Genomic DNA, 22,089 nt, shown 5'->3' on the forward strand with positions numbered 1-22,089 from the left:
TTCTAATTCTTTTAAGTAAGTATAGAGACACCATCCCCTAAACCTAGTACTTCCGCCCCTCCCTCAACCCCAAAATCACGACGAATAGACCATTGCCGCAAAACATGGATTTGCTACAATAGATATATAAGTCAATCACATAAATCGGACGATAATGGCAAAGCTGATGAAAATCAGTGACGCAAAGCTATAGGGACTAAGCTGGTTATGCCAGTATGTTAGCCAGCTTCCGAATCATCGTGCCTCCCAGTTTTATGTGAAATCGAGGAGGGATTTTCATGGATAAGTATTGGCATTCTTTTTGGTTGAGATTTAACGAGGTTATCCTGGATAGCTGCATCTGTGATGTTGAACGAACGAAGATTTTTAATAAAATTAGTTATCATCGTACGAAACTGTATACATAGCGAAAGCACCCCAAAGGGTGCTTTTTTGTTCTCTGTCTTATTGTCGCCGCGGGTATTGTTTTAAATTAAAAATAGGACTACTGACCATGACTTTGGTCCCTCTGCAAATGTCGAATCCTCAGCTATAATGAATATATTCGCGGCTTGTACAAACAGTTATTTGGGACTGCCCGTAAAGCGTCTGCGTTTAAACCCCCAGTATTTGATCCAAATGGCGCCTTCATCATCTTTGAAAAGCTTGATACCTAGTAGTTTCAATGGGGTCCATACTTCTGAAAAGTAGTAATTAGGCAAGCGCATCGTCTCCCGTGTATGGTGTATATTACCTTTTAATATAACTGTTATCAATTGAAATGTATGTCGAATTTTGTCACCTGTCTTATGGGGTGATTATTTTTGCGTTAAAATGCACCTCGCGGTGCATTTTTTTTGCGTTTTCCCTACAATATGTGACTTCTTGACTGATAAAGTTTATAATAAACATATCTATTATGTGACTTGGTTGGTGAATATATGAAGAAAAAGAAGTGGACGAAGCGACTAGTATGGGTAGGAAGTACTGCTGTAATGCTACTTGTAATTGGGTATTTTGGCATGAATATAGCTATGTCTTATTTCCTGGATTCGATGATTCCCTCCATTCCTTTGGAGATCAGTCAAGCGACTGATGACGAGACTAGTTTGATAGCTTCCGATGTGAGTAATGATAGCGATGTGAATAGTAAGACTAACGCAACAACAGTAAATAAGGAGTCTACTAATGCCAACGAGAAGAAGCTAGATGATGCATCTACTGCTAAACCGCAAGGGACGACACATCCGTTAGAAACGCCTTCGGAGAAGGAAGTTACAAGTTCATCGACTCAGAATGCTAATGATTCTAAGAAGGCAGAGCAGATTGCTACGCCAACTCCAGCAACGTCGAAGAATGGGACAGGTTATGAGGCTCAAATTACGACGGAGAAAGCAAAAGAGGTTCAAGATGCGATCACGCTAAAAGAGAAGGCATCGGTGACTTCTGTGCTTTTGAAGAAATTAAGTGCGTCGGATCTCCAACTGTTTGCAAAGATGGCTGGTAATGGTTTATCTGTTGATGAAAAGAAGAAAGCCAAGGATATTATTCTGCAGAAGCTATCGGAAGACGAGTATAACCAATTGATTGGAATTGCAGCGAAGTATGGTTTAAGTCAAGGGAAGAAATATGCAGAAACGCAGCCGAAGACTACGAAGTAATGTTACCACAGATGCAAACTACAGTAGGGGGTTGAGATGAGAAAAAGGCTCATACTGACAATCATTGTGCTAGGTATGCTAGGGGGTGGAGGTTATACGGCTTATAGTTATGCGATGAATGTGATTGCTGACAAAATAGCCAATCAACTCGTTGTGGATAGTGGGACCAGCCAGCAATGGTTGAATTCCATGGATTTGTCCGCCATTGCAGATACGATTGAAATTCCTCCTTCTGCTACACCGAGTGCTGAGAATCCGAAGTCTTCAACTGAGAATAAGTCAAATGGAAGCGTGGTGCCTAAGAACTCGGAGGGACAGGTAAACGCTTCGAATACCGTGATGGGGCAAGAGCCAACAACGGGAAATGAACAGAAGAAGTCGACTGCAACGGAGAAGAAGGAAGCTGTTCAATTCGAAAATAAGCAGGAAGCTGTGAAGTTCGTGATGAGCCGATTCTCGGCATCTGAACTCAATAAGCTTAGACAAATGGCAAGCGGTGGACTGACGCCTGAGAAGAAGGCGGAACTGAAGAAGATCGCGTATACGAAGTTTACATCGGCAGAAATCGCAGCAGTACAGAGAGTGGTTTCTTCCCAATAATACATAGAAGAGGTGTTCAGGAAGTGAAAGCAAGTAAACGATTGAAAGTAATTGCAGGTTTATCCTTAGCTGTGATGATGGGAGTTTCTGCGCAAGCATCAGCAGCACAAGCACCAATGGATGTGGATGTGTATCAGGTTCCGATGCATTTTACGTTTGACGGAAAGGAATATGCACCGCCAGAGGGTCAGCAGGGTTTCATCTATGAAGGTACTACATATGTTCCCATTCGATTCGTCTCCTACTCACTGGATAAAGCTGTAAGCTGGGATCCAAATACATACACGGTAACGATTGCTGAGCCTAAGGCGACAGATAAAATTAACATTAGTGAATATAAATTAAATACACAGGTATTTTCGAAAAGTACGGAGAAGTTCGATAAATCGAAGTTAGCTCCAAGTAATTTGAAGGTATATAAAGAGAAGATTAATTATGTCTTTGACGGCGTTGCGAAAAAACCATCTGATGAGTTGCCTGGGTATATTGTTGATGGTAGTTTGTTTGTACCTATCCGTTTCTTCTCAGAATCTGTTGGCAAAACGATTAACTGGGATCCGGAAACGTACTCGGTGTCCGCGGTTACAAAGGAAGAGAAGAAGCCTGAGGTGAAGTTACCAGAGACGAAACCAGAGACGAAGCCTGTGACGCCAATAATTGGTGGTGGAGGCGGCGGTGGTGGCGGAATCACAAAACCATCTGAAGCTTCGATTAAGGCTGAGGCTGAGGCTAAAATGGCCCAGCTAAAAGCAGATGCTAAAGCTGCGTTACAAGAGCTATATGATCAATATAAAGAAAATCCAAGCCCAAGTTTAATCGCGCAAGGCTTTGCGAAAGTTGAGCAAATTGATAATCAATTTGCTCAAATTAATAGTGACACGAAAGCAAAGCTAAGTGAAAACGGTTATGATACGTCCATTACAGATACCTACAAAGATCAATATGAGCAAATGAAGGATGATGAACTGGCTAAGATAAATAAGTAATGCGCCCATTTTTGGGCTTTCGTTCACCGAGTAGGCAATCGCACACATACAGTATAGTAGAAAATCAAACTATACAGAGAATGTGAGTGATTCCGATATGACGAAGCGTGAAGATCAAGAATTTCGTCCACCAATTGGAGGGCATGGAGGCGGTATAGGAGGCGGTATAGGACATGGACCCGGCGGCATTGGCCACGGCCCAGGGGGTATTGGAGGCATTGGAGGTCCAGGCCACTTCCCAGGAGGCCCTGGCGGCCCAGGTCACTTCCCTGGTGGACCCGGCCATTTCCCAGGGGGTCCTGGACATTTTCCCGGTGGCCCAGGTCACTTTCATGGAGGCGGATTTAACAATGTACTACCTTGGGTAGTGGCTCCATTACTATATGGTGCGGCGACACAACCATACTACCCACCATATTACCCGTACCCATATCCTTATCCCTACCCACCATACTATCAGCAATATCCACCATATCCGTACCCTGTGATCAGGGAAGAGGATGATTTGTAGTCTCCATAGCATTTAAAATCAAAGCTGCCTGACGAGTAGGAACCCCCTGCTTGCTAGGTAGCTTTTTTATGTTAAAGTACAACGACATGAAAGTACATGAATTGATCCATACTTTAATTGCAGTCAATGGTGGAGTGTACTAAGATGCCCAGTAGCTCGGTGCCAGCTATTCCAACTATTCTCTTCCGCGAAGAAACATTATTTGTTTCTCAAAAGTGTGTTGTATTTGGCTGGAGTAATTAAGCTAAAATATGCCCGCCTTCCACATGGAGAACAGTTCCGGTCACGAAACTATTTTGGATCAGGTACAGTACGCTTTGCGCGACATCTTCCGCTTTTCCTACCCTTTTCACAGGGAGTTTGTGGGCGATCTCCGTATATAATTTAGCACGCGCGTCTTCTGGCATTTTGCTGCGTGATGGCGTATCGATGATACCAGGCGAAACGGTATTCACCCGGACTGGAGCAAGTTCCAAAGCTAGAGTCTGACTCAGGCTCGATACGGCTGCATTGACTGCGCCAAGTGCCGATGAACCCACCATCGCTTTGTAGGCGACAACTCCGGAGAACAGGGTGATTGAGCCGTTCGGCGAAAGTTTCGGAGCGCCGTATTTCGCTGCGTAGTATTGGCCCCAAAATTTGTTTTCAAAAAGTTGCCGCGCTTTGGCCGCATCCGTTTGTAGAAAAGATCCTCCGAATGTTTCGGCTGCACTGACAACCAGATGGTCGAACGTGCCCGTTTTTTCAAAAAAAGCTTTTACTTGCTCTTCATTTGTCGTATCCAGCGTGTACGCCGAAGCATTGGAGCCAAGAAACTCTTTTGCTTTTTGTAATTTATCTTCCGAGCGGCTTGCAATGATCACCTCCGCGCCAAGTGCGATGGCTTGCTTTGCTGTTTCCAAACCGATTCCGGAACTTCCCCCGATGATCATAACTTTTTGATTGTGTAACATGTGATTTCCTCCTCGTAGGTAGTTGAATTAAAATTTCAGTACATTTTTTAGATGTGCATGGAGTTCGGTTACATATTTGTCGATGTTCGGATTTTTGATGACATCGTAGCAGGCGAAGCTCTTTAAAGGGTGCATACCGAGAAACTCCTGAACGCGATGCAAATGTCCCAGTGCCCCTTCCAAGTCGTCTCCTTTAAAAAACTGCGTAGGATCGTTAAATGCCTTTTCAGGCGCGTTCCAGGTAGTCGACAACATATAGGTTTTGTTAGTTAACAATCCGCCTCGTCCATATTGATCACCTCCTTTGAAAAATAAACCGTATGCATACACTTCATCCATGTACGTTTTTAATAACCCTGGCACGCTGAACCAATAGATGGGGGTTTGGTAGATAATCGTATCAGCCCAGACAAACTTCTTCTGCTCTTCTTCGACGGAATAGCCTTTTTGCAGTGTGGTTGTTTTTACTCTGTTGTTTTCATGTAACAAACTAACCATACTGTCCACTAGAGTTTGGTTCAGCCTTCCCTCTGATGAACCGTATTTTTGGTGACCGTTAATAATTAAGAAATTTTTCATTTTCAAAAATCTCCTTTGTAGTTTAGTTTTCAGTTACGACGCCGAGAAATGTGCCATGCGCAAAGGAAACAAGGATGCTGTTAATCTCCTCCTCATGGTAGGGACGTTGTTGTTTGGTAACAACGATATTATATATACATTAACTTTATTTTGGGAAGTAGTGATATTTATTTCATATAGTTTCCGAAAGTGAATTAATGTGATATGATTAGGAAAAATCAAATAAAAAAGTACTGGGGGACAGGTTCCCATGCATGAAGTAGAATCAATCGAACTGAACAAAGGAACAGCGGGACAGCCTTGTCCAATTGCCAAAACACTGGATGTCATTGGGACAAAATGGACATTTTTGATTATTCGGGATTTGCTTATCGAAGGCACGTTGCGGTTCAGCGAGTTGCTGAAGGCCATGGAGGGGATCAGTCCCAAAACACTCTCGCTCAGATTGAAGGAACTTGAGGATCATGGCATATTGGTAAGGAAGGTATATCCGGAGGTTCCTCCGCGTGTCGAATATACGTTGACGGAAAAGGGAAAGCGGTTGGAAGGCATATTTATTGAGTTAAAGAGATTCGGCTTGCAGTTATAAAAGATTGAGATGCATCATCAAATAAAAACAGAGCAATAACGGAAAAGTGTATTCCGCTATTGCTCTGTTTTTGTGCTGTCCGGGTCATAAAGAAACCGGGCGGAGGTTAGGTTATCTTTCTATGGCCATTATGTCGTGAAATTCAACGATTTTAATAATTGTAGGGACTTTCTTGTCGTTGTACTGCTGCAGCAGCTTCTTTTTCTTCTTTTAATTAGAATGGTTATAAATAAGTTTGACTTTATGTATATTTTATTTATAATAATTATTATCTGATATCGATTATCAATAAAATGAAAGAGGCCGTATGGAAGGAGTGCATCACCGATGTATGATGTCATTATTGTTGGAGCTGGTCCCGCTGGAGCTTCTGCGGCGATTTATACAGCACGAGGGAATTTGAAAACATTAGTTATCGATAAAGCACCGAATACAGGAGCATTAGCCATCACGCACAAAATTGCGAATTATCCCGGCGTCATTGGCGAATTGTCAGGTAAGGATCTGCTTGATACGATGCGCGACCAAGCCAGAGGCTTCGGAGCTGAGTTCATCCAAACGACGATTACGGATGTGGATCTCGAAGGCGAAACGAAGTATGTGTTTACCGCTGATGGGATGTTTGAAGGCAAGGCGATCATCATTGCAACGGGTTCTAAGGGACGTAACCGCATGCTGCCCGGTGAGGAAAATCTGATGGGGCGCGGCGTGAGTACGTGTGCGACGTGTGATGGTGCATTTTTCGAAGGGAAAACGGTCGCAGTGATCGGGGATTCGGAAGAAGCGCTGGAAGAAGCCCAGGCGCTCAGCAAGTTCACGAAATCCATTCATTTCGTTGTGCCACGGCCTGAGTTGCAAGGCGTTCACCATGTTCCAGAATTGAAAGGCACGAACATGCTCTACAAGACGAAGCCCCTCGAAGTTCTTGGCGATAAGCAAGTTCATGGTTTAAGAATTCGTACAAGCTCTGGTGGCGAGGAAGTGCTGGATGTTGATGGTGTTTTCGTTTTCTTATCTGGCAGCAAGCCAGGGACGGATTTCTTGCAGGATCAAGTTCCTCTGGATGAGGATGGTTTTATGATTCTGGACAGCTCGATGCAGTCGCCGGTTACGGGTGTTTTCGGTGCAGGAGAAGTTAGACGAACCCCAGTAAAACAAGCGGTTGTTGCCGCTGCAGATGGTGCGATTGCCGCCATGGCAGTTGATAAATTCATTAATAAACGGGCTCAACTGATCCCGCAATACAAATAATTTAACCTTTTAGGAGATGACCAACTATGTCTAATGTAATCGTATATTCCAGTACGAACTGCCCTTATTGTGTCCAACTGAAAAAATATTTAACAGATCAGCAAGTCGGTTTTGAAGAAAGAAACATCGATTTGAATGATCAATTCGGACAAGAACTGCACGATATGGGTCTCATGTCCTTGCCCGTCACTGTCATTGGTGAGCACAAAATTCTTGGTCTTAACGTCACCAAACTCAAAAAAGCACTAGCCGAAATCGCTAGCTAATCTAATCCATAAACCCAAAGGAGATAACATCATGACACAACAACTAAACGTTCAATCACCTGCTACTTTTGCTAAAATAGGGCTGCCAGCCCCGAGCTTCAACCTGCTCTCCACGAAAAATATGGAGACACTCGAGGAAAAAATCTCGCTCGAGGACTACCGCGGCAGATGGCTCGTATTCTTCTTCTGGCCCTTCGACTTCACGTTCGTGTGTCCGACGGAAATTACCGCGTTCAGCGACCATTACGAGCAATTCCTTGACCTAGATTGTGACATCGTAGGTGCATCTGTAGACAGTGTCTACACGCATCGTGCATGGACACAAACACCGCGCGATCAAAGCGGCATTGGACCTGTGAAGTTCCCACTGGTGAGTGACTTCTCCAAAGAAACAGCACGTGCCTATGGCGTCCTAGATGATGAGACCGGTGCTGCTCACCGTGGCTTGTTCATCATTGATCCGGATGGCGTTCTACGCTATCAAGTGGTTACGGATATGAATGTCGGCCGGTCGGTAGATGAGACGCTTCGTGTACTTCAAGCACTACAAGCTGGCGGTCTGTGCCCAGCGAACTGGAAACCAGGCGATCGCACGTTGTAAGCCAATGAGCCCTAATCGACATCTTGTCGGTTGGGGCTTTTTCCCCTACTCGTATTCGTATCCCCATTTGAAGTATAATATATGAATTACAGGCAGATAGTGAGGTCGAATGCAGCATGGCGTCCATTGCGGACAAGGTATTTATGGGTTCTTTAATTTTGATGATGGTAGCTGTTGTCGTTAGCGGGATTGGCTTTCAATTCGTGAATTGGAAATCGCAGGTGACCAATGAACTTGAGGGAGAAACGCAGACGAGCAGCAGTCGAAAGAAAACCGTTATGGATCGACAAGATAAAAGTCTGAAACGCATAGGGCGCTCTTATTTATTCTGGATTGCGCTTGCGGGTATGCTGATTTCTATTGGTTTAAGCTATTTATCAAAATAGGTAGTTGGAAAAAGCGTATAGCTGCTCATGTTCATGATGAGTGTGCTGTACGCTTTTTTTTGTCGTTCCAGAGATGACGACAAAAATCTACATGAAATGATCTACAAGATTCTCCAACATTTTCATCGATTGTGCGTTATAAAGAATATAAGTATTCTTAATAAAGGAAGGAAATGTTGAATTATGAAAACGTACTCTCAATTGAAAACCGAAATTCAAACGATATCGGATGAAATATCTTTGTTATATAAGATACAAGATGAACTAAACAAGCACTTACAGGAAGTTTGTCTCCACGAGAACAAAGTTACCCTCGACAATGTTGAATATTCAGGAATGCTACAAAGTATTGATTATTGTATGGATTGCAGAAAACCTTTGCCCCTTGCTAGCTTCGCATCAAGTGTTTAAATAGACTCAAATAGTTATATTTTTCGTTATATACAACAGTGAATAAACACGCCGTAATTGGTGTGCTTACTCACTGTTTTTAATTTAACCAGAATTCCGCGCAATAAAACGAGAAGATAACACCACTTTCTCCACCTGTCTGCCCGGGTGCTGTAGTCGGTAAAGCAGCGTTTCTACAGCTCGAATACCTAGGGCTTCTTTCCCGAGCTCAATTGTACTTAGCGCAGGAGTCGCATAAGCGGCTGCTTCAATATTGTCCAGCCCGAGGACTTTAACTTGACTAGGCACATCGAGGCCATGACGCTTCAGAATCGGCAACAACGCTAGCGCGAGGTGGTCATTGGCGCAAACGAAGCCATCGGGCATGGTTTCCGGCGTCAATGCCGCGACTTTGCGCTCCAATTGGTGAAGCATGTGTGGCCCGGAGTAGGCGATTTGCCATTTCTTCAAATGGTAGTGCTCAACAGGTCCTGATACGGTCATATCTTCGAGCGCCATGCGGCAGCCCCACCATCGCTCTTTGAAACTGACGGCGAATTGATCATCGCCGATAAAAATAACACGCTTCGCGCTAGAAGAGAGCAGGCGTTGACAGGCCATTTTGCCAGCATCCAAATTGTTATTAAGCACACAATCGACTTCGATGAGCGGTTCATGATGGTCAATGAGGACGAGTGGAATCCCACTCTGTTTCAATGAAATAACAGACTGCACAGGAAAGGTGCCTGCTAGCAGCTGTCCTATGCAATGCGACGGATCGAGATAGGAAGGCATTTGCAATCCCAGTTGATGATGAGGTGCGATAGGAACGATGAGATGCTCAAAGCCTAATTCTTTGCTAGCTGCGGCAATACCAGTGAGAACCTTTCCCCAAAAAGGGTTGTCCTCTAAATAAGTAGACTGAATCCACACCAAGATATAGGGAGTGATTTCAGTTTTGGCGTGTGTATCTCCAATGACATGGCTGGCAGTTTGATAATGAGTTGGCGTGCGTTGTGGCTGCTTCTGCTTGAGTGTATAGCCCATCGCTTTCGCAGTCTCCTGAATACGAAGACGGTTCTCTTCACTAACGCCTGATTTACCAGATAAAGCTTGAGAAACGGTATATTTGGACATACCTAGTCGGTCGGCAATTTGTTGCATGGAAACTTTTGGGCTCATAGGTGACATCCTTCTATTACATATGTTAATTTTTCGAATCGAACCTAACAAATCTATTGTTCCTGATCAGGCGAATATTGTCAATGCGCGTTTATATAATGGGTTATGCAAAAAAAAAAGATTGACCACAACTCAGAAAGTGAGTAAATTATGTTCATAATTATGAGTTGTTAGCCTAACAAAAATAACAAAATGAGTATGAATTGACGATTGAACCCACACATCGATTTGGAGGATGAAGCATGCTTACAACGATCATATTTTACGACCCCACATTTCCATATGAAGGAATTCGACCCGATGACAAGGCTGTTGCACAGCTTGGAGAAATAGGAAGAGTGGTTGGAGCTGAGGGGCTAGAAGCGGCGCTGCAGCAGGGGGCAGATAACTTTATTCATCTCCACGGACGTTACTTTCCGAAGTCAGCATGGCAAGCAATCCTAACTCATGCGCGTAAGGGCAAAGGATTCGTACATCTGGGCAGCGCTCCTTTCCGAGTACCTTCTTACCAAGGCGCAGAGGGCTGGGAGCTGGAAATCGAGCAGACAGCGTATCATCAGCAGCTTCAAATTCATGAAATTCTTTCCGTAGACGACGCTCCTATTGCGGAGTATGCCGTGAATACTGAGCTGCCGTTGCTGGCAGGTAAAGAAAATCTGTTCGCCATTCAACCGACAGTTGGATTCGCGCTGCATGTGACACGTACCGATGATCATCCTGGTCAAATTGGTTCAAGTGGTCCGATGGATGCGCATTTCACGCCTCTTCTGAAGGGGATATCGAAGGAAGGACGCGAGGTGGCAGCGCCGATCGTGCTTCTTGAGAATACGAAGGGGGCATTCGCAGGGGGCCGGTGGATTTTCGCCAATGTGGTCACGGATGAAACCTTCTGGGGTAACGGTGGAGCCGCACTAGTTGGGGAGTTAGCAGGGTATACGAAGCGTGGTGTAACGGAAATATGGTTCAAGCCGAACTACGCTTGTTATGATCCGGGCGACCGCGCAGCGTTGACGGTTCAATTGCAGACACTCGCGAATCGTACAGGGGCTGTGTCTGAAAATGACTCATGGACATTCCATGTCCAAGTATCTAAAGACGGTGCAACATCACCGATCTGGACGACGGAATTCACGATGAATGCGTCACGCGAGCTCTCTTTTAAAAAGGTAAATATTCCTGTTGATATTGAAGCGGGTTATTATACAGCGGTTTGTAAAGCAGTAGCGAATACGGGGGAAACGCGCATTTTTAACCAAGGCTTCTGGGGATATGATGCCGAGTTGCTTCGCGAAGGGACGCCGATGTCCTGTGATCGCGACTACTTCTGGAAGGACGGACGTCCGCTTCCGATCGTTGGGATGACGTATATGACGAGCGATGTGGCGAGGAAGTTTTTGTTCTTGCCAAACGTTTCCGTGTGGGATCGCGATATTGCACAAATGGTTAAAGCGGGCATCAACCTGCTTCGTACTGGGGTGTGGTCAGCTTGGCGTCAAATCATGTTCGTAGACGGACATCCGTATGAGGAAGTGCTGCGCAGCATTGATGCCTTTATTTTGACTGCCAAAAGACATGGGATCGAAGTCACGTTCAATTTCTTCTCGTTTACACCAGAGCTGTGGGAGGGCGTGAATCCGTATTTGGATCCGCGCAGCGTGGAGGCACAGAAGCGGTTTATATCTTCGGTAGTGTCCAGACATAAGGAAACGACGAATGTGCATTGGGATCTGATCAATGAGCCATCAATGTTTAATCCGAGCAAGCCGTTTGCGGGGCCGCAGTCGGCACATGATGCGTTCGAGCATGAAGCGTATGTAGCTTGGCTGGAGGAGCGCCATGGGGATATTCGCAAGCTGCAAGAACGTTGGAATATGTCTCCTGCGGAGCTCCCGAGCTTCGCTAGTGTCCGCTTGTTGGATCCTTCTGAAGTGAACATGAGCACAACGGAAACGGTGGAGAAAAAAGGCTCACCATGGCTGGACTACACCCTTTTCACCATGGACATGCACAATCGCTGGGCGAAGGAATTGATCGCGACAATTCGTAGTATCAACCCTGCACAGTTGGCGACTGTAGGACAGGATGAGGGATTGGGCGCGCAGCGGCCATCGCCATTCTTTTATGCAGAAGCTGTGGATTATACGACGGTGCATACGTGGTGGTTGATGGATCAGTTGGTGTGGGATGGCATTTTCTCCAAGGCGCCGACGAAGCCGAGTTTGATTCAAGAAACGGGTATTATGTATGTAGAGACGGCAGATGGGCGTGCGAAGCGTTCGGAGTATGAGCTGCGTAATATTCTAGAGCGGAAATACGCCTATGCCTTCTCGACAGGTGGAGCGGGTGCTGTTCAGTGGATTTGGAATATCAACTTCTATATGAACAACATCAATGAGTCGCATATTGGGGCGCTTCGGGCAGATGGGACAGAGAAGCCAGAGGCGGATGTTTCCTACGATTTCGGGGCATTCATGGGAGAGATTCGTGATCTCTTCGTGGGCCGCAAATTAGAGGACGTCGTGGCTGTATTCCCGTATTCGAATGACTTTTCCACGCGCAAAGTAGCCGGTGATGCAACAGCGAAACTGACTCGCACTTTAGCTTATGGGATGAACGTACCGTTCCGCGGGTTGAGCGAGTATCATCTCGAGGCATTGACGTCGGATCAACCGAAGTTAATTATCGTGCCAAGTGCGCATAACTTTAGTGATGCCGCGCTTACGAAGTTGACGACGCATATACGTGAGAATGGCGGAACGCTGCTGTTTACAGGGCCGCTTGGTTTGAATGAGTACTGGGCACCTGTCGCTCGGTTGACGGATATTGTAGGTGAAACAGTGCTGGGTAACATTGTCCGCGAAGAGGCGATGGTGTTGGATGGCGAGATGGTTCCTGTGTCCTTCGGTGGTGCACGAATCGCTCAGTTGAATAAAGAAGTGCCACTTTCCGATGATGGCAAATGGAATTCCCAGCATGGCGTCGTTCGCAGCTACGAGCTGGGCAAAGGGCAGCTCATATGGTGTCCACTCCCAGTGGAGCTTGGTGAGCGCGATGATGTACTCGAGAAGCTGTACGCGTATGCGATGAAGTCAGCTGGTGTGGATGCGGAACTAACGTGGGTAAAAGGCGGGCAGTTGCCGGGCGTGTATGGGCGGAAGCTCAGCTTTGATAGCGGTTCGTTGTTCATCTTCGTCTCGGAGTTCAGCGTGGACGCGCAGATCGAAGTGACGGATCCGGCAACGGGCCTGAGCTATGCGTTCGAACTGGAAGCCGAACGTACGGTGATGTTCGCTGTGAATTCTGTCGGCGAGTTGTTGGCAGTGTATCGACCTGAGCAGGTGCAGGTTGAGTTGAAGCAGTAGACGAATAGCGGGTAGGCTAATTGAAGAAGCCTCTGAATGAGATGGAATTCTCATTTGGGGGCTTTTGGTTTTTAGCGGGGGGAGAGCAGCGGGATGTCGTCGATGAATGGCCAGTATGAATTAGATTTTGCCGAGCTATTGCAATATTTTGAATTAAAGTGTAGATTAAATACCTAAGTGCATAATCACGGGAGCTTGGTGAGACCAGGCTGAGAGGATAGTTATAACTATCGACCGTTAAACCTGATCTGGATAATGCCAGCGGAGGAACACAAGATCTCTTTGTATACTAAGAGACCGCCTCTATTTATAGATGCGGTCTTTTTTTCGCAGCATGAACCCTCCGCTTGATCATAATCAACTATAGGAGGCATGGAAAATGTCAATGGAAACTAGTAATGAAAAGGTCACAACATCAACATCCGCTTTTCCGGGAAGCAAAAAAGTTTATGTCGAGGGCTCACGAAAGGACATCAGGGTCCCCATGCGTGAAATCAAATTGAGTCCTACTACTGGGGCTTACGGAGAGCAGGAAAACGCCCCTGTTCGTGTATACGACACGAGTGGTGCTTATACAGATGAGGAAATCCAAACCGATATTCGTACAGGTATTGCTCCTAATCGTTTGAATTGGATTATAGAACGCGGCGATGTTGAAATTTATGAAGGAAGAACGATAAAACCGGAAGATAACGGATATACCAAGGAAGAGAACGTTACTGAAGTTTTTCCAGGCTTACATCGTCACCCAATGAGAGCGAAGACAGGTCGTAATGTAACCCAGATGCATTATGCACGGCAAGGTATCATCACGTCCGAAATGGAATATATCGCGATTCGCGAAAATGTATCTCCGGAATTTGTGAAAGACGAGGTCGCTCGTGGCAGAGCGATTATCCCTGCAAATATTAATCACCCTGAAAGTGAGCCTATGATAATTGGACGAAACTTTCTCGTTAAGATCAATGCGAATATTGGGAATTCAGCTGTTTCGTCTTCCATTGAAGAAGAAGTGGAAAAAATGAGATGGGCTACTCGCTGGGGTGCAGATAATATTATGGATCTCTCAACGGGTAAAAACATTCATACCACCCGGGAATGGATTATTCGTAATTCCCCGGTTCCCATTGGTACCGTGCCTATTTATCAAGCACTAGAGAAAGTGAATGGAAAAGCGGAAGATTTGACGTGGGAAGTGTACCGTGACACGCTTATTGAACAAGCTGAGCAAGGTGTCGATTACTTTACAATTCATGCTGGTGTTCTGCTGCGTTATGTTCCACTTACGGCCAAACGAGTGACAGGTATTGTTTCGCGAGGTGGATCCATTATGGCAGCATGGTGTCTTGCCCACCATCAGGAAAATTTTCTGTATACTCATTTTGAAGAGATTTGTGAAATCATGAAAACCTATGATGTATCCTTCTCATTAGGGGACGGTTTACGCCCAGGATCCATTGCAGATGCGAATGATGAAGCCCAGTTTGCAGAACTAGAAACATTAGGTGAACTCACCAAAATCGCTTGGAAGCATGACGTACAAGTCATGGTAGAAGGTCCTGGTCACGTACCCATGCATTTAATCAAAGAAAATATGGATAAACAACTTGAAATCTGTGACGAAGCTCCATTTTACACCTTAGGACCGTTAACTACGGATATTGCGCCAGGTTATGACCATATCACTTCTGCCATTGGAGCAGCGATGATTGGCTGGTTTGGCACTGCCATGCTCTGTTATGTAACGCCAAAAGAGCATTTGGGCTTGCCCAATAAAAACGATGTACGTGAAGGGGTTATCACTTATAAAATTGCTGCTCATGCTGCTGATTTAGCCAAAGGGCACAAAGGCGCCATGGATCGCGATAATGCATTATCCAAGGCACGTTTTGAATTCCGTTGGCATGATCAATTCAACTTATCCTTGGATCCGGAAAGAGCCATAGAGTACCATGATGAGACACTTCCTGCAGAAGGTGCCAAGGTCGCTCATTTTTGTTCGATGTGCGGTCCTAAATTCTGCTCCATGCGAATTTCCCAAGATATCCGAGACTTCGCCAAACAACAAGGTCTTGAGGAAGCTCAAGCCATTGAAAAAGGGATGAGTGAAAAGTCGGAGGAGTTTAAAAAAGCGGGCCACGCCCTATATACGTAAACAAAAAAGGGTTGCTGCGGCAACCCTTTTCCTTGTCTAACCTTCAGCTGACGCTTGAATGATAAGAAGATCGTAACTAGCAATGACACCTTCCTGTATCCCAAACTTAGCCTCGTATTCCTGATACATATTAGCGAACAAGCGTCGCGTACTGATGCCAGGCAAAGCAACAGCTTCTGATGAGCTAGCTCCCATTCCTTTTACCGAAATGAGGAAATCTCTTACGGTAGGATAGGTTTCCTTTCGAACCTCACGCTCATATTGGATGCTAGAAAACCCAACCTCATTAAGCCATTCCTTCCACTGATCCGTCGATTGAAAGGATAAGCCATGCCTCTGCGGCTTTAAACCGCTAGCTCGATAAACTTCATGAAATGACTTGTGCAGTTCATGGAATGTATGGGGTCCGAAGGTAGTGAACAACAGCATTCCACCAGGACGAAGCAGCCGCCGAAGATGACCAAGCGTGTGCACTTGATTACTCAGCCATTGAAAGCAGGCATTCGAGACGATGAAATCAAACGAGGCTGAAGGAGCATCTATTGCCCACACCTCAACATCAGCTTGAAGAAATTGCAAGCGAGCCGATAGGCTTTTGTAGGATTCCGAATCGTTTACGGCACTGGATAGGACTCGCTGTTCAGCCACTTTGATCATCTCAGGTGCAATATCTAGTGCAGTAATAGATACGAATGACGACCACTCCTTCAGCAAAATTTCAGTCAGTGCACCCGTGCCGCATCCGATTTCAAGGAGGTTGAGTCCCTCTGTGTAACTATCGTCCACCCACCCTTTGAGGATTTGAACAAGACGGTCTGCCATACTACGCTGCACACTAGAGTGACGGTCATACGAACCTGACGAACTACGGTTAAATTGACGCCCAATCGCAGTTATCCTAGTGCTCATGCCACCATCTCCTCAGTGTATCAACTATGGCCGATTCCCTATCCCAAAACGGTACATGCCCACAATCAGGAATGGTAAGTAGCTCTGCTTGAGGCAATCCTGCAACAAGCTCTAATGCAGCACTGTAAGGACAAATCTTATCCTCAGTTCCGTGAACAACAAGAACGGGACAAGCGATAATCGGCAACTTCGTCAAGACTTCCTCACTTCGTAAAATCTGGAGACCAGAGATGAGCCCCGTGATTGTCCAATTACCAACAAATGGTAATTCACTTCCGAGACCGGCTCCGGCTCTGATTTCAGTTTCCCTAAATAGGTTCTGTCGAAATCGGGTTACAACCTCTTGCGGATTCTTCCTAAGCCCGATCATCATCTGTTGAATGGCAGCAACGGACCAACCGAGGTCCATCTCTTCCTTTGTCCGAGTGAATCGAGCGTTTGCAGCAAACAACACCAGTCCATCCCCATAGCCTTTGGCCGCTAATTGCAGTGCCAATAGTCCACCAAGCGACCATCCGCAAATCAACAGCCTGCGACCATCACCTCTCGAATGAGCAGCTATTCCATTTGAAGATAGGATATTCTTGGCGACCGTTTCAATCAAGACCAACATTTCCTCAGGGGAACCAGCCTCACTGTAATCGACAGAAATATGATGAAAATCTGGCAATAACTCACGCATGGGATCGAAAACTTTTTCGGACATACTCCAGCCAGTTAGCCACATGATGGTGGTACTAGCCTCTTGCCGAGTTTTCACTTCGTGGAACTGAGATGTCCTCATGGCTTCACCATTCCTAATCCTAGTCCGATATTACGGATTCGTGCAGCTGCATCTCTCAGTTCTTTTTCTGTATGGGCTGCCGACAAGGAGAAACGGATTCGAGCAGTGCCATCCGGAACAGTAGGTGGGCGTATGGCTGCTGCTGCAATGCCTTCATCTTCAAGTGCACCACTGAATCGTAAGGCCATATCGTTATCGCCGATGATCAGAGGCACTATGGGAGAGTCCCCCTCACCGATTGTGAAACCAGAGGCTCCCAACAAAGACCGAAATAACATGCTTAACGCGAATAGCTTTTCTCGCCGCCAATGCTCGCCTTGTACCACAACTAACGCCTCTGAAACACCAGCTACAACAGCGGGAGGCAATGCGGTCGAATAGATGAGCGGCCTCGCTTTGTTCACCAGCCATCGAATGAGGGTGCGACTACCGCAGATATATGCGCCGTAGACACCGAACGATTTGCTGAACGTCCCCATATGTATATCCACATCATTTTGGATTGCAAGCTCATGGCATAAGCCCTCTCCATGCTTCCCGTAAATCCCGCCACTGTGCGCCTCATCTACCATCAGCATGGCTCCGTACTCGCGTTTGAGCGCGACCAATTCACGCAATGGCGCCTGATCACCATCCATCGAGAAGACAGCGTCTGTTACGATCAGCTTTCGCCGTTTATCCCGGTACTTATGCAATAATGCCCGCAAATGAGGCATATCCTTATGACGGTACCGAGCGTGCTCCGCTCGACTCAAACTAATACCATCCACAATGCTTGCATGATTCCACTGATCACTGAAAACAACATCGCCTCTGCCAACCAGTGCTGCAATAACACCGGAATTAGCCATATAGCCGTTTGCAAAAACAAGTGCTGCTTCATAGTTCTGCCAATAGGCTAACTCTTCTTCAAGACGATGATAGGGGGGACGATTACCCGTCACAAGCCTTGAAGCTCCTGAACCTGCTCCTTCTGTGAGCAACTTCTCGCGCATCGCTTCAATAATGGCAGGATGCCCGGAGAGTCCCAGATAGTCATTGGAGGACAAGTTGAACAGCCTTCGTTCTTCACGCACGGTGTAGCCTGGAGCTTCGCTTACTGGACTAGATGTTCGCAAGGAGCGCTCCAAAGAGGCGTCAGCAAGAAACTCAAGTTCTTTTTCTATCCAATTCATAGTTGTCACAACCTTAAAGAGCGTTTAATTCAATTTCAAAGCCCAAATCTTCAATGATTTGGTGATCAGCCGAAACGTCTTGGCCTGCTGTTGTTAAATAGTCACCTACAAAGAGTGAATTTGCGGCGTACAGCGACAGAGGCTGTAGGGAACGGAGGTTAACCTCACGTCCGCCCGCTACGCGGATTTCTTTGGACGGACAAATGAAACGGAACAGGGCCAGCACCTTCAACGCTTTCATCGAAGGCGTACGGCCTGCGTGTTCTAGCGGGGTTCCCGGAATCGCATTCAGGAAATTAATCGGAATCGAATCCACATCGAGTTCGCGTAATGCATAAGCCATTTCAACAATCTCTTGATTGGTCTCACCCATCCCGATAATGACACCGGAACAGGGGGACATGCCTTGTGTCTTTACTTTATCCACGGTTTCAACCCGTTGGTCGTAGGTATGCGTCGTTGTAATTGATGCGTAATTGGCCTTGCTGGTGTTCAAGTTATGGTTGTAGCGATGTACACCTGCTTCAGCAAGACGTTCAGCTTGATTGCCTTTCAGAATACCCAGACATGCGCAAATTTTGAGCGGCATCGTTTCACGTATTTCTCTTACTGCGTCTACGACTTGGTCCAATTCCTTGTCTGTCGGGCCTTTTCCAGCTGCTACAATGCAATAAGTTCCTGCTTTGCGTGCCAACGCTTCACGCGCCCCGGCAAGCAGCGTATCTTTATCAAGCAGTGTGTACTTGGCAACAGGTGCTGTCGAAACGATGGATTGCGAGCAGTAGCCGCAGTCCTCAGGACAAAGGCCGCTTTTGGCATTGATGATCATATTTAACTTTACTTTTTTACCGTAATAATGCTTTCTCACCTGAAAGGCAGCTTGTAGTAGGAGCAGCACCTCATCATTGTCGGCTTCTAGTACAGCAAGCCCTTCCTCTAGGGTTATACACTCACCATGTAACGCTTTACTAGCTAGTGATGGCCATTTCAGATCAACAGTAATTGTTTTCATTTCAATTATCCTCCTATGTGCGATAGCTTTTGATCGGCTAATGCCTCTCGGATAGGCCCTAATTGTATGGTTTGGCGAACGGTATGTATCCACATTTCTGAATGGGAATCGGCGTGCAAACGGGGAAACCTCCCCAGCACTTTAAGGCCACTGTATTGTTCAATTAACTCCGCATTGGAAGCTATGCTAGGGTCGTCAAGCGGCTCACTCCATTCGCTGTCATTCAAGATAATGCCTGTAATCTGAACTCCACAATTCCTCAGAAACGACACAGTCAGAAGTGTATGGTTAATCGTACCAAGGCTGGATCGGGCTATAATCAACGTAGGGATCCGAAGCTCTGAGATCAAGTCCACCATAAGGTTGTCGTTGGTAAGCGGTACAGCGACACCGCCTGCACCTTCGATGAGGAGCGTGTCGTAACGTTTCGTAAGAGGTATACCTGCGTCAATGAGCTCAGTGAGCGTAAGGGTCACACCCTCCTGTTTAGCAGCTAGCAGTGGAGTAAGCGGAGCTTCGAATGAAAATGGCGCCACAGCTTCTGGTCGCTCATCAATTCCCGTAATCTGCAGCAACCTCTCGCTATCTGTCAATCCGCTACCCAGCCGTGCACCGGACTGAACAGGCTTCCAGACTCCCACATTCAGCCCTTCAGCGCGAAGAGCAGCGGTAATAGCCGCAGTAAGAATGGTCTTCCCGACATCCGTATCTGTCCCTGTCACAAATAAACCGCGTATGGATGCATCTCTCAATCTACTCATGTCATGAACCGCCTTCTGTAACACTGATGATGGATTCTATTAAAATGTCTGTCATAGCATCAAGCTCAGCTTCATTACTCGCAAGCGGAGGGATAAAAACAATCACATTGCCAAGCGGTCTTGTTAGCATTCCGAGTGCTCTGGCACGCTGACTTGTTCGTACGCCGATTCGTTCTGACCAATCATACGGCTCGCGTGAAGCCTTATCGCGTACAAGCTCTATTCCGATCATCAGTCCCTTCTGCCTGATTTCACCGACGTGCGGTCGATCCTTCAGCGCTGTGAGTTTACGCTCGACAAATGCTGCCTTAACTCTTACACCTTCAACCATGTTGCGTTCCTCCATTAGCTTCAAGCTAGCTAAAGCAACAGCACACCCAAGCGGGTTGCCCGTATATGAATGACCGTGAAAAAATGTCTTCTGTTCTTGGTAATTCGCATAAAATGCGTTGTAGATCTCATCTGTCGCAAGCGTTGCCGCCACAGGCAAATAGCCCCCGGTTAGACCTTTCCCAATCACCATTAAGTCAGGCGATACTCCTTCGAGATCACAAGCAAACATGGAACCCGTCCGACCGAAACCAGTGGCAACTTCGTCAGCGATAAGCAATACGCCATGTTGTCGGCATAGTACTGACATTTCGCGCAGACAGCCCGGCGGCATGACAACGATGCCTCCTGCCCCTTGTACAATAGGCTCCACAATGAGCGCCGCAATCTCATCGGAACGCGTCTCAAGCAATTTACGAAGAGCAGTTAGCGTATCTTCCATTACTTTCAACTCATCACCCCCATGGCGATAAGCGTAGGGATATGGAATGACGTGTGAAGGAAATAGCATAGGGCGGAACACCTCGTGATAGAGTGGAATTGCCCCGACGCTTACTGCACCAAGGGTATCTCCGTGGTAGGCTTGATTCATCGTGATGAACCTTGTTTTCCCGCTTGCTCCCTGGTTATGCCAGTATTGAAAGGCCATTTTGATCGCGATCTCAACGGCGGTCGCTCCGGAATCCGAGTAGAACACTTTGTTTAAACCTTTCGGCGAAATCCCCACCAACTTCGCTGCAAGCTCGATCGCTGGTATATTAGCCATTCCGAGCAGAGTGGAATGGGCGACGCGACCCAACTGATCTGTAATCGCTTGATTTAACTCGGGCACATTGTGTCCATGTACGTTGAGCCAGACTGATGAAAAACCATCCCAATAGGCTCGACCTTGGACATCATACAGCCTAATGCCTTCTCCACGCTCAATAATGAGTGGATCAGCGTTAATGTAGTCTTTCATTTGAGTAAAAGGATGCCATAAGTGATCCTTATTCAGGGCAGCAAGTCGTTCATAATCAGTCAACACCATGTATCACCTTCTGTCACATATTCAATTGTCAACCAAATTACATGAAATTAAGTTGACAATAAGCTTTGGCAATTTTATCAAACCGTGAGGATTCTGTAAAGATAATTCCACAGAGAATGGTAATGATAAGTGAAGTAGGAAATGAATAGCGGTTAAGCTAATGTCCGCTCACCCCCTTTACGAACAAAAGCCCCTCAGGGTCATCCCTGAAGGGCTTTTGTCCAGCCTTGCTTTTACAATTAAGCGATCTCATCAATACAAGTGCCGCAAACGAGCTTCCCTTTGAAATAGGTCATATCCTCGAAATTCCCACAGAACACACAAGCAGGCATATATTTCTTGAGCGTAATACGCTCAGGGTCCACATAGACCTCGATAGCGTCACCGATCTCAATATGGAGTGTCCGACGCAATTCAATAGGTAAAACAATCCGTCCCAATTCGTCTACTTTTCTTACAATTCCCGTCGATTTCATACAATTACCTCCTTTTTTCATGAACGAAGGAACTACTTTGTCTAGTTACAAAGACTCATATTCTGTTTATACATCTATTCCACATATGCACTCAAATTCCTTTTATTTACTGGGTGTGATTTTCATGAAGTGGCCAATAGGGATACTGCTGAATGAAAGCG

General features: G+C 46.2%; 23 protein-coding genes and 2 riboswitches. Of the genes, 12 read left to right on the forward strand and 11 right to left on the reverse strand.

Going from position 1 to position 22,089, the window contains the following annotated elements; genetic code table 11:
- Positions 1-146: 146 nt before the first annotated feature.
- Positions 147-234: riboswitch (cyclic di-GMP riboswitch) on the forward strand.
- Positions 235-278: 44 nt separating this feature from the next.
- Entirely contained in the window at positions 279-407 is a 129-nt protein-coding gene (locus L6I86_RS35785) for a hypothetical protein (RefSeq protein WP_276574934.1), read from the forward strand.
- Between the two features lie 156 nt (positions 408-563).
- Here L6I86_RS35785 and L6I86_RS34280 read toward each other — a convergent pair whose 3' ends face one another.
- Positions 564-701: a hypothetical protein gene (locus L6I86_RS34280; protein ID WP_236293293.1), complete on the reverse strand. Its 138-nt coding sequence runs from the start codon at positions 699-701 to the stop codon at positions 564-566.
- A 219-nt stretch (positions 702-920) separates the two neighbouring features.
- Here L6I86_RS34280 and L6I86_RS34285 point away from each other — a divergent pair, with 219 nt between their 5' ends.
- From L6I86_RS34285 to L6I86_RS34300, 4 genes are all read left to right on the forward strand, one after another.
- The gene (locus L6I86_RS34285) at positions 921-1,640 is read left to right on the forward strand and encodes a hypothetical protein (RefSeq protein ID WP_236293295.1); all 720 of its coding nucleotides are present in this window, start codon (positions 921-923) and stop codon (positions 1,638-1,640) included.
- Between the two features lie 36 nt (positions 1,641-1,676).
- The gene (locus L6I86_RS34290; protein WP_236293297.1) at positions 1,677-2,240 is read left to right on the forward strand and encodes a hypothetical protein; all 564 of its coding nucleotides are present in this window, start codon (positions 1,677-1,679) and stop codon (positions 2,238-2,240) included.
- Between the two features lie 23 nt (positions 2,241-2,263).
- The gene (locus tag L6I86_RS34295) at positions 2,264-3,226 is read left to right on the forward strand and encodes a copper amine oxidase N-terminal domain-containing protein (RefSeq protein ID WP_236293299.1); all 963 of its coding nucleotides are present in this window, start codon (positions 2,264-2,266) and stop codon (positions 3,224-3,226) included.
- An 82-nt stretch (positions 3,227-3,308) separates the two neighbouring features.
- The gene (locus L6I86_RS34300) at positions 3,309-3,737 is read left to right on the forward strand and encodes a hypothetical protein (protein WP_236293300.1); all 429 of its coding nucleotides are present in this window, start codon (positions 3,309-3,311) and stop codon (positions 3,735-3,737) included.
- A gap of 239 nt (positions 3,738-3,976) precedes the next feature.
- Here the strand turns inward: L6I86_RS34300 and L6I86_RS34305 are convergent, their stop codons facing one another.
- Positions 3,977-4,690 (reverse strand): SDR family oxidoreductase, encoded by a 714-nt coding sequence (locus tag L6I86_RS34305; RefSeq protein WP_236293301.1) that lies wholly within the window; start codon positions 4,688-4,690, stop codon positions 3,977-3,979.
- Between the two features lie 27 nt (positions 4,691-4,717).
- Complete coding sequence (locus L6I86_RS34310; protein ID WP_236293303.1) at positions 4,718-5,269, reverse strand: NAD(P)H-dependent oxidoreductase; 552 nt, start codon at positions 5,267-5,269, stop codon at positions 4,718-4,720.
- Positions 5,270-5,519: 250 nt separating this feature from the next.
- On the opposite strand from L6I86_RS34310, the gene L6I86_RS34315 reads away from it, so the two are divergent.
- From L6I86_RS34315 to L6I86_RS34335, 5 genes are all read left to right on the forward strand, one after another.
- Positions 5,520-5,858 (forward strand): winged helix-turn-helix transcriptional regulator, encoded by a 339-nt coding sequence (locus L6I86_RS34315; protein ID WP_236293304.1) that lies wholly within the window; start codon positions 5,520-5,522, stop codon positions 5,856-5,858.
- Between the two features lie 327 nt (positions 5,859-6,185).
- Positions 6,186-7,109: an NAD(P)/FAD-dependent oxidoreductase gene (locus L6I86_RS34320; RefSeq protein WP_236293305.1), complete on the forward strand. Its 924-nt coding sequence runs from the start codon at positions 6,186-6,188 to the stop codon at positions 7,107-7,109.
- 26 nt (positions 7,110-7,135) lie between these two features.
- On the forward strand, positions 7,136-7,375 hold the full coding sequence (locus L6I86_RS34325) for a glutaredoxin family protein (RefSeq protein WP_056624514.1): 240 nt from the start codon (positions 7,136-7,138) through the stop codon (positions 7,373-7,375).
- A gap of 31 nt (positions 7,376-7,406) precedes the next feature.
- Entirely contained in the window at positions 7,407-7,976 is a 570-nt protein-coding gene (locus L6I86_RS34330; RefSeq protein ID WP_276574935.1) for a peroxiredoxin, read from the forward strand.
- Between the two features lie 116 nt (positions 7,977-8,092).
- On the forward strand, positions 8,093-8,362 hold the full coding sequence (locus L6I86_RS34335) for a hypothetical protein (protein WP_236293306.1): 270 nt from the start codon (positions 8,093-8,095) through the stop codon (positions 8,360-8,362).
- Positions 8,363-8,857: 495 nt separating this feature from the next.
- Here the strand turns inward: L6I86_RS34335 and L6I86_RS34340 are convergent, their stop codons facing one another.
- A complete protein-coding gene (locus tag L6I86_RS34340; protein WP_236293307.1) occupies positions 8,858-9,934 on the reverse strand; it encodes a LacI family DNA-binding transcriptional regulator in 1,077 nt (358 codons plus the stop codon).
- Between the two features lie 242 nt (positions 9,935-10,176).
- On the opposite strand from L6I86_RS34340, the gene L6I86_RS34345 reads away from it, so the two are divergent.
- On the forward strand, positions 10,177-13,296 hold the full coding sequence (locus L6I86_RS34345; RefSeq protein ID WP_236293308.1) for an alpha-amylase family protein: 3,120 nt from the start codon (positions 10,177-10,179) through the stop codon (positions 13,294-13,296).
- Positions 13,297-13,473: 177 nt separating this feature from the next.
- A riboswitch (TPP riboswitch) is annotated at positions 13,474-13,583 on the forward strand.
- Positions 13,584-13,675: 92 nt separating this feature from the next.
- Positions 13,676-15,451, forward strand: coding sequence for a phosphomethylpyrimidine synthase ThiC (thiC, locus tag L6I86_RS34350; protein ID WP_276574936.1), 1,776 nt, complete (start codon positions 13,676-13,678; stop codon positions 15,449-15,451).
- A 36-nt stretch (positions 15,452-15,487) separates the two neighbouring features.
- Here the strand turns inward: thiC and bioC are convergent, their stop codons facing one another.
- The 7 genes from bioC to L6I86_RS34385 form a co-directional block, all read right to left on the reverse strand.
- Entirely contained in the window at positions 15,488-16,360 is an 873-nt protein-coding gene (gene bioC, locus L6I86_RS34355) for a malonyl-ACP O-methyltransferase BioC (RefSeq protein WP_236293309.1), read from the reverse strand.
- The gene (locus L6I86_RS34360) at positions 16,350-17,144 is read right to left on the reverse strand and encodes an alpha/beta hydrolase (RefSeq protein ID WP_236293310.1); all 795 of its coding nucleotides are present in this window, start codon (positions 17,142-17,144) and stop codon (positions 16,350-16,352) included. The genes bioC and L6I86_RS34360 overlap by 11 nt, the downstream gene beginning before the upstream one ends.
- On the reverse strand, positions 17,141-18,319 hold the full coding sequence (gene bioF, locus L6I86_RS34365; protein ID WP_236293311.1) for an 8-amino-7-oxononanoate synthase: 1,179 nt from the start codon (positions 18,317-18,319) through the stop codon (positions 17,141-17,143). Before bioF ends, L6I86_RS34360 begins: the two co-directional genes overlap by 4 nt.
- Positions 18,320-18,332: 13 nt before the next feature.
- Positions 18,333-19,331, reverse strand: a complete 999-nt coding sequence (gene bioB, locus L6I86_RS34370) for a biotin synthase BioB (RefSeq protein ID WP_236293312.1) — start codon at positions 19,329-19,331, stop codon at positions 18,333-18,335.
- Between the two features lie 5 nt (positions 19,332-19,336).
- Complete coding sequence (gene bioD / locus L6I86_RS34375; RefSeq protein ID WP_236293314.1) at positions 19,337-20,092, reverse strand: dethiobiotin synthase; 756 nt, start codon at positions 20,090-20,092, stop codon at positions 19,337-19,339.
- Between the two features lies 1 nt (position 20,093).
- The gene (gene bioA, locus L6I86_RS34380) at positions 20,094-21,452 is read right to left on the reverse strand and encodes an adenosylmethionine--8-amino-7-oxononanoate transaminase (protein ID WP_236293315.1); all 1,359 of its coding nucleotides are present in this window, start codon (positions 21,450-21,452) and stop codon (positions 20,094-20,096) included.
- Between the two features lie 239 nt (positions 21,453-21,691).
- Positions 21,692-21,928: an AbrB/MazE/SpoVT family DNA-binding domain-containing protein gene (locus L6I86_RS34385; RefSeq protein WP_056624479.1), complete on the reverse strand. Its 237-nt coding sequence runs from the start codon at positions 21,926-21,928 to the stop codon at positions 21,692-21,694.
- Between the last annotated feature and the right edge of the window lie 161 nt (positions 21,929-22,089).

The organism is Paenibacillus allorhizoplanae (assembly GCF_927798215.1).
In the GTDB taxonomy this organism is placed as follows: domain Bacteria; phylum Bacillota; class Bacilli; order Paenibacillales; family NBRC-103111; genus Paenibacillus_E; species Paenibacillus_E allorhizoplanae.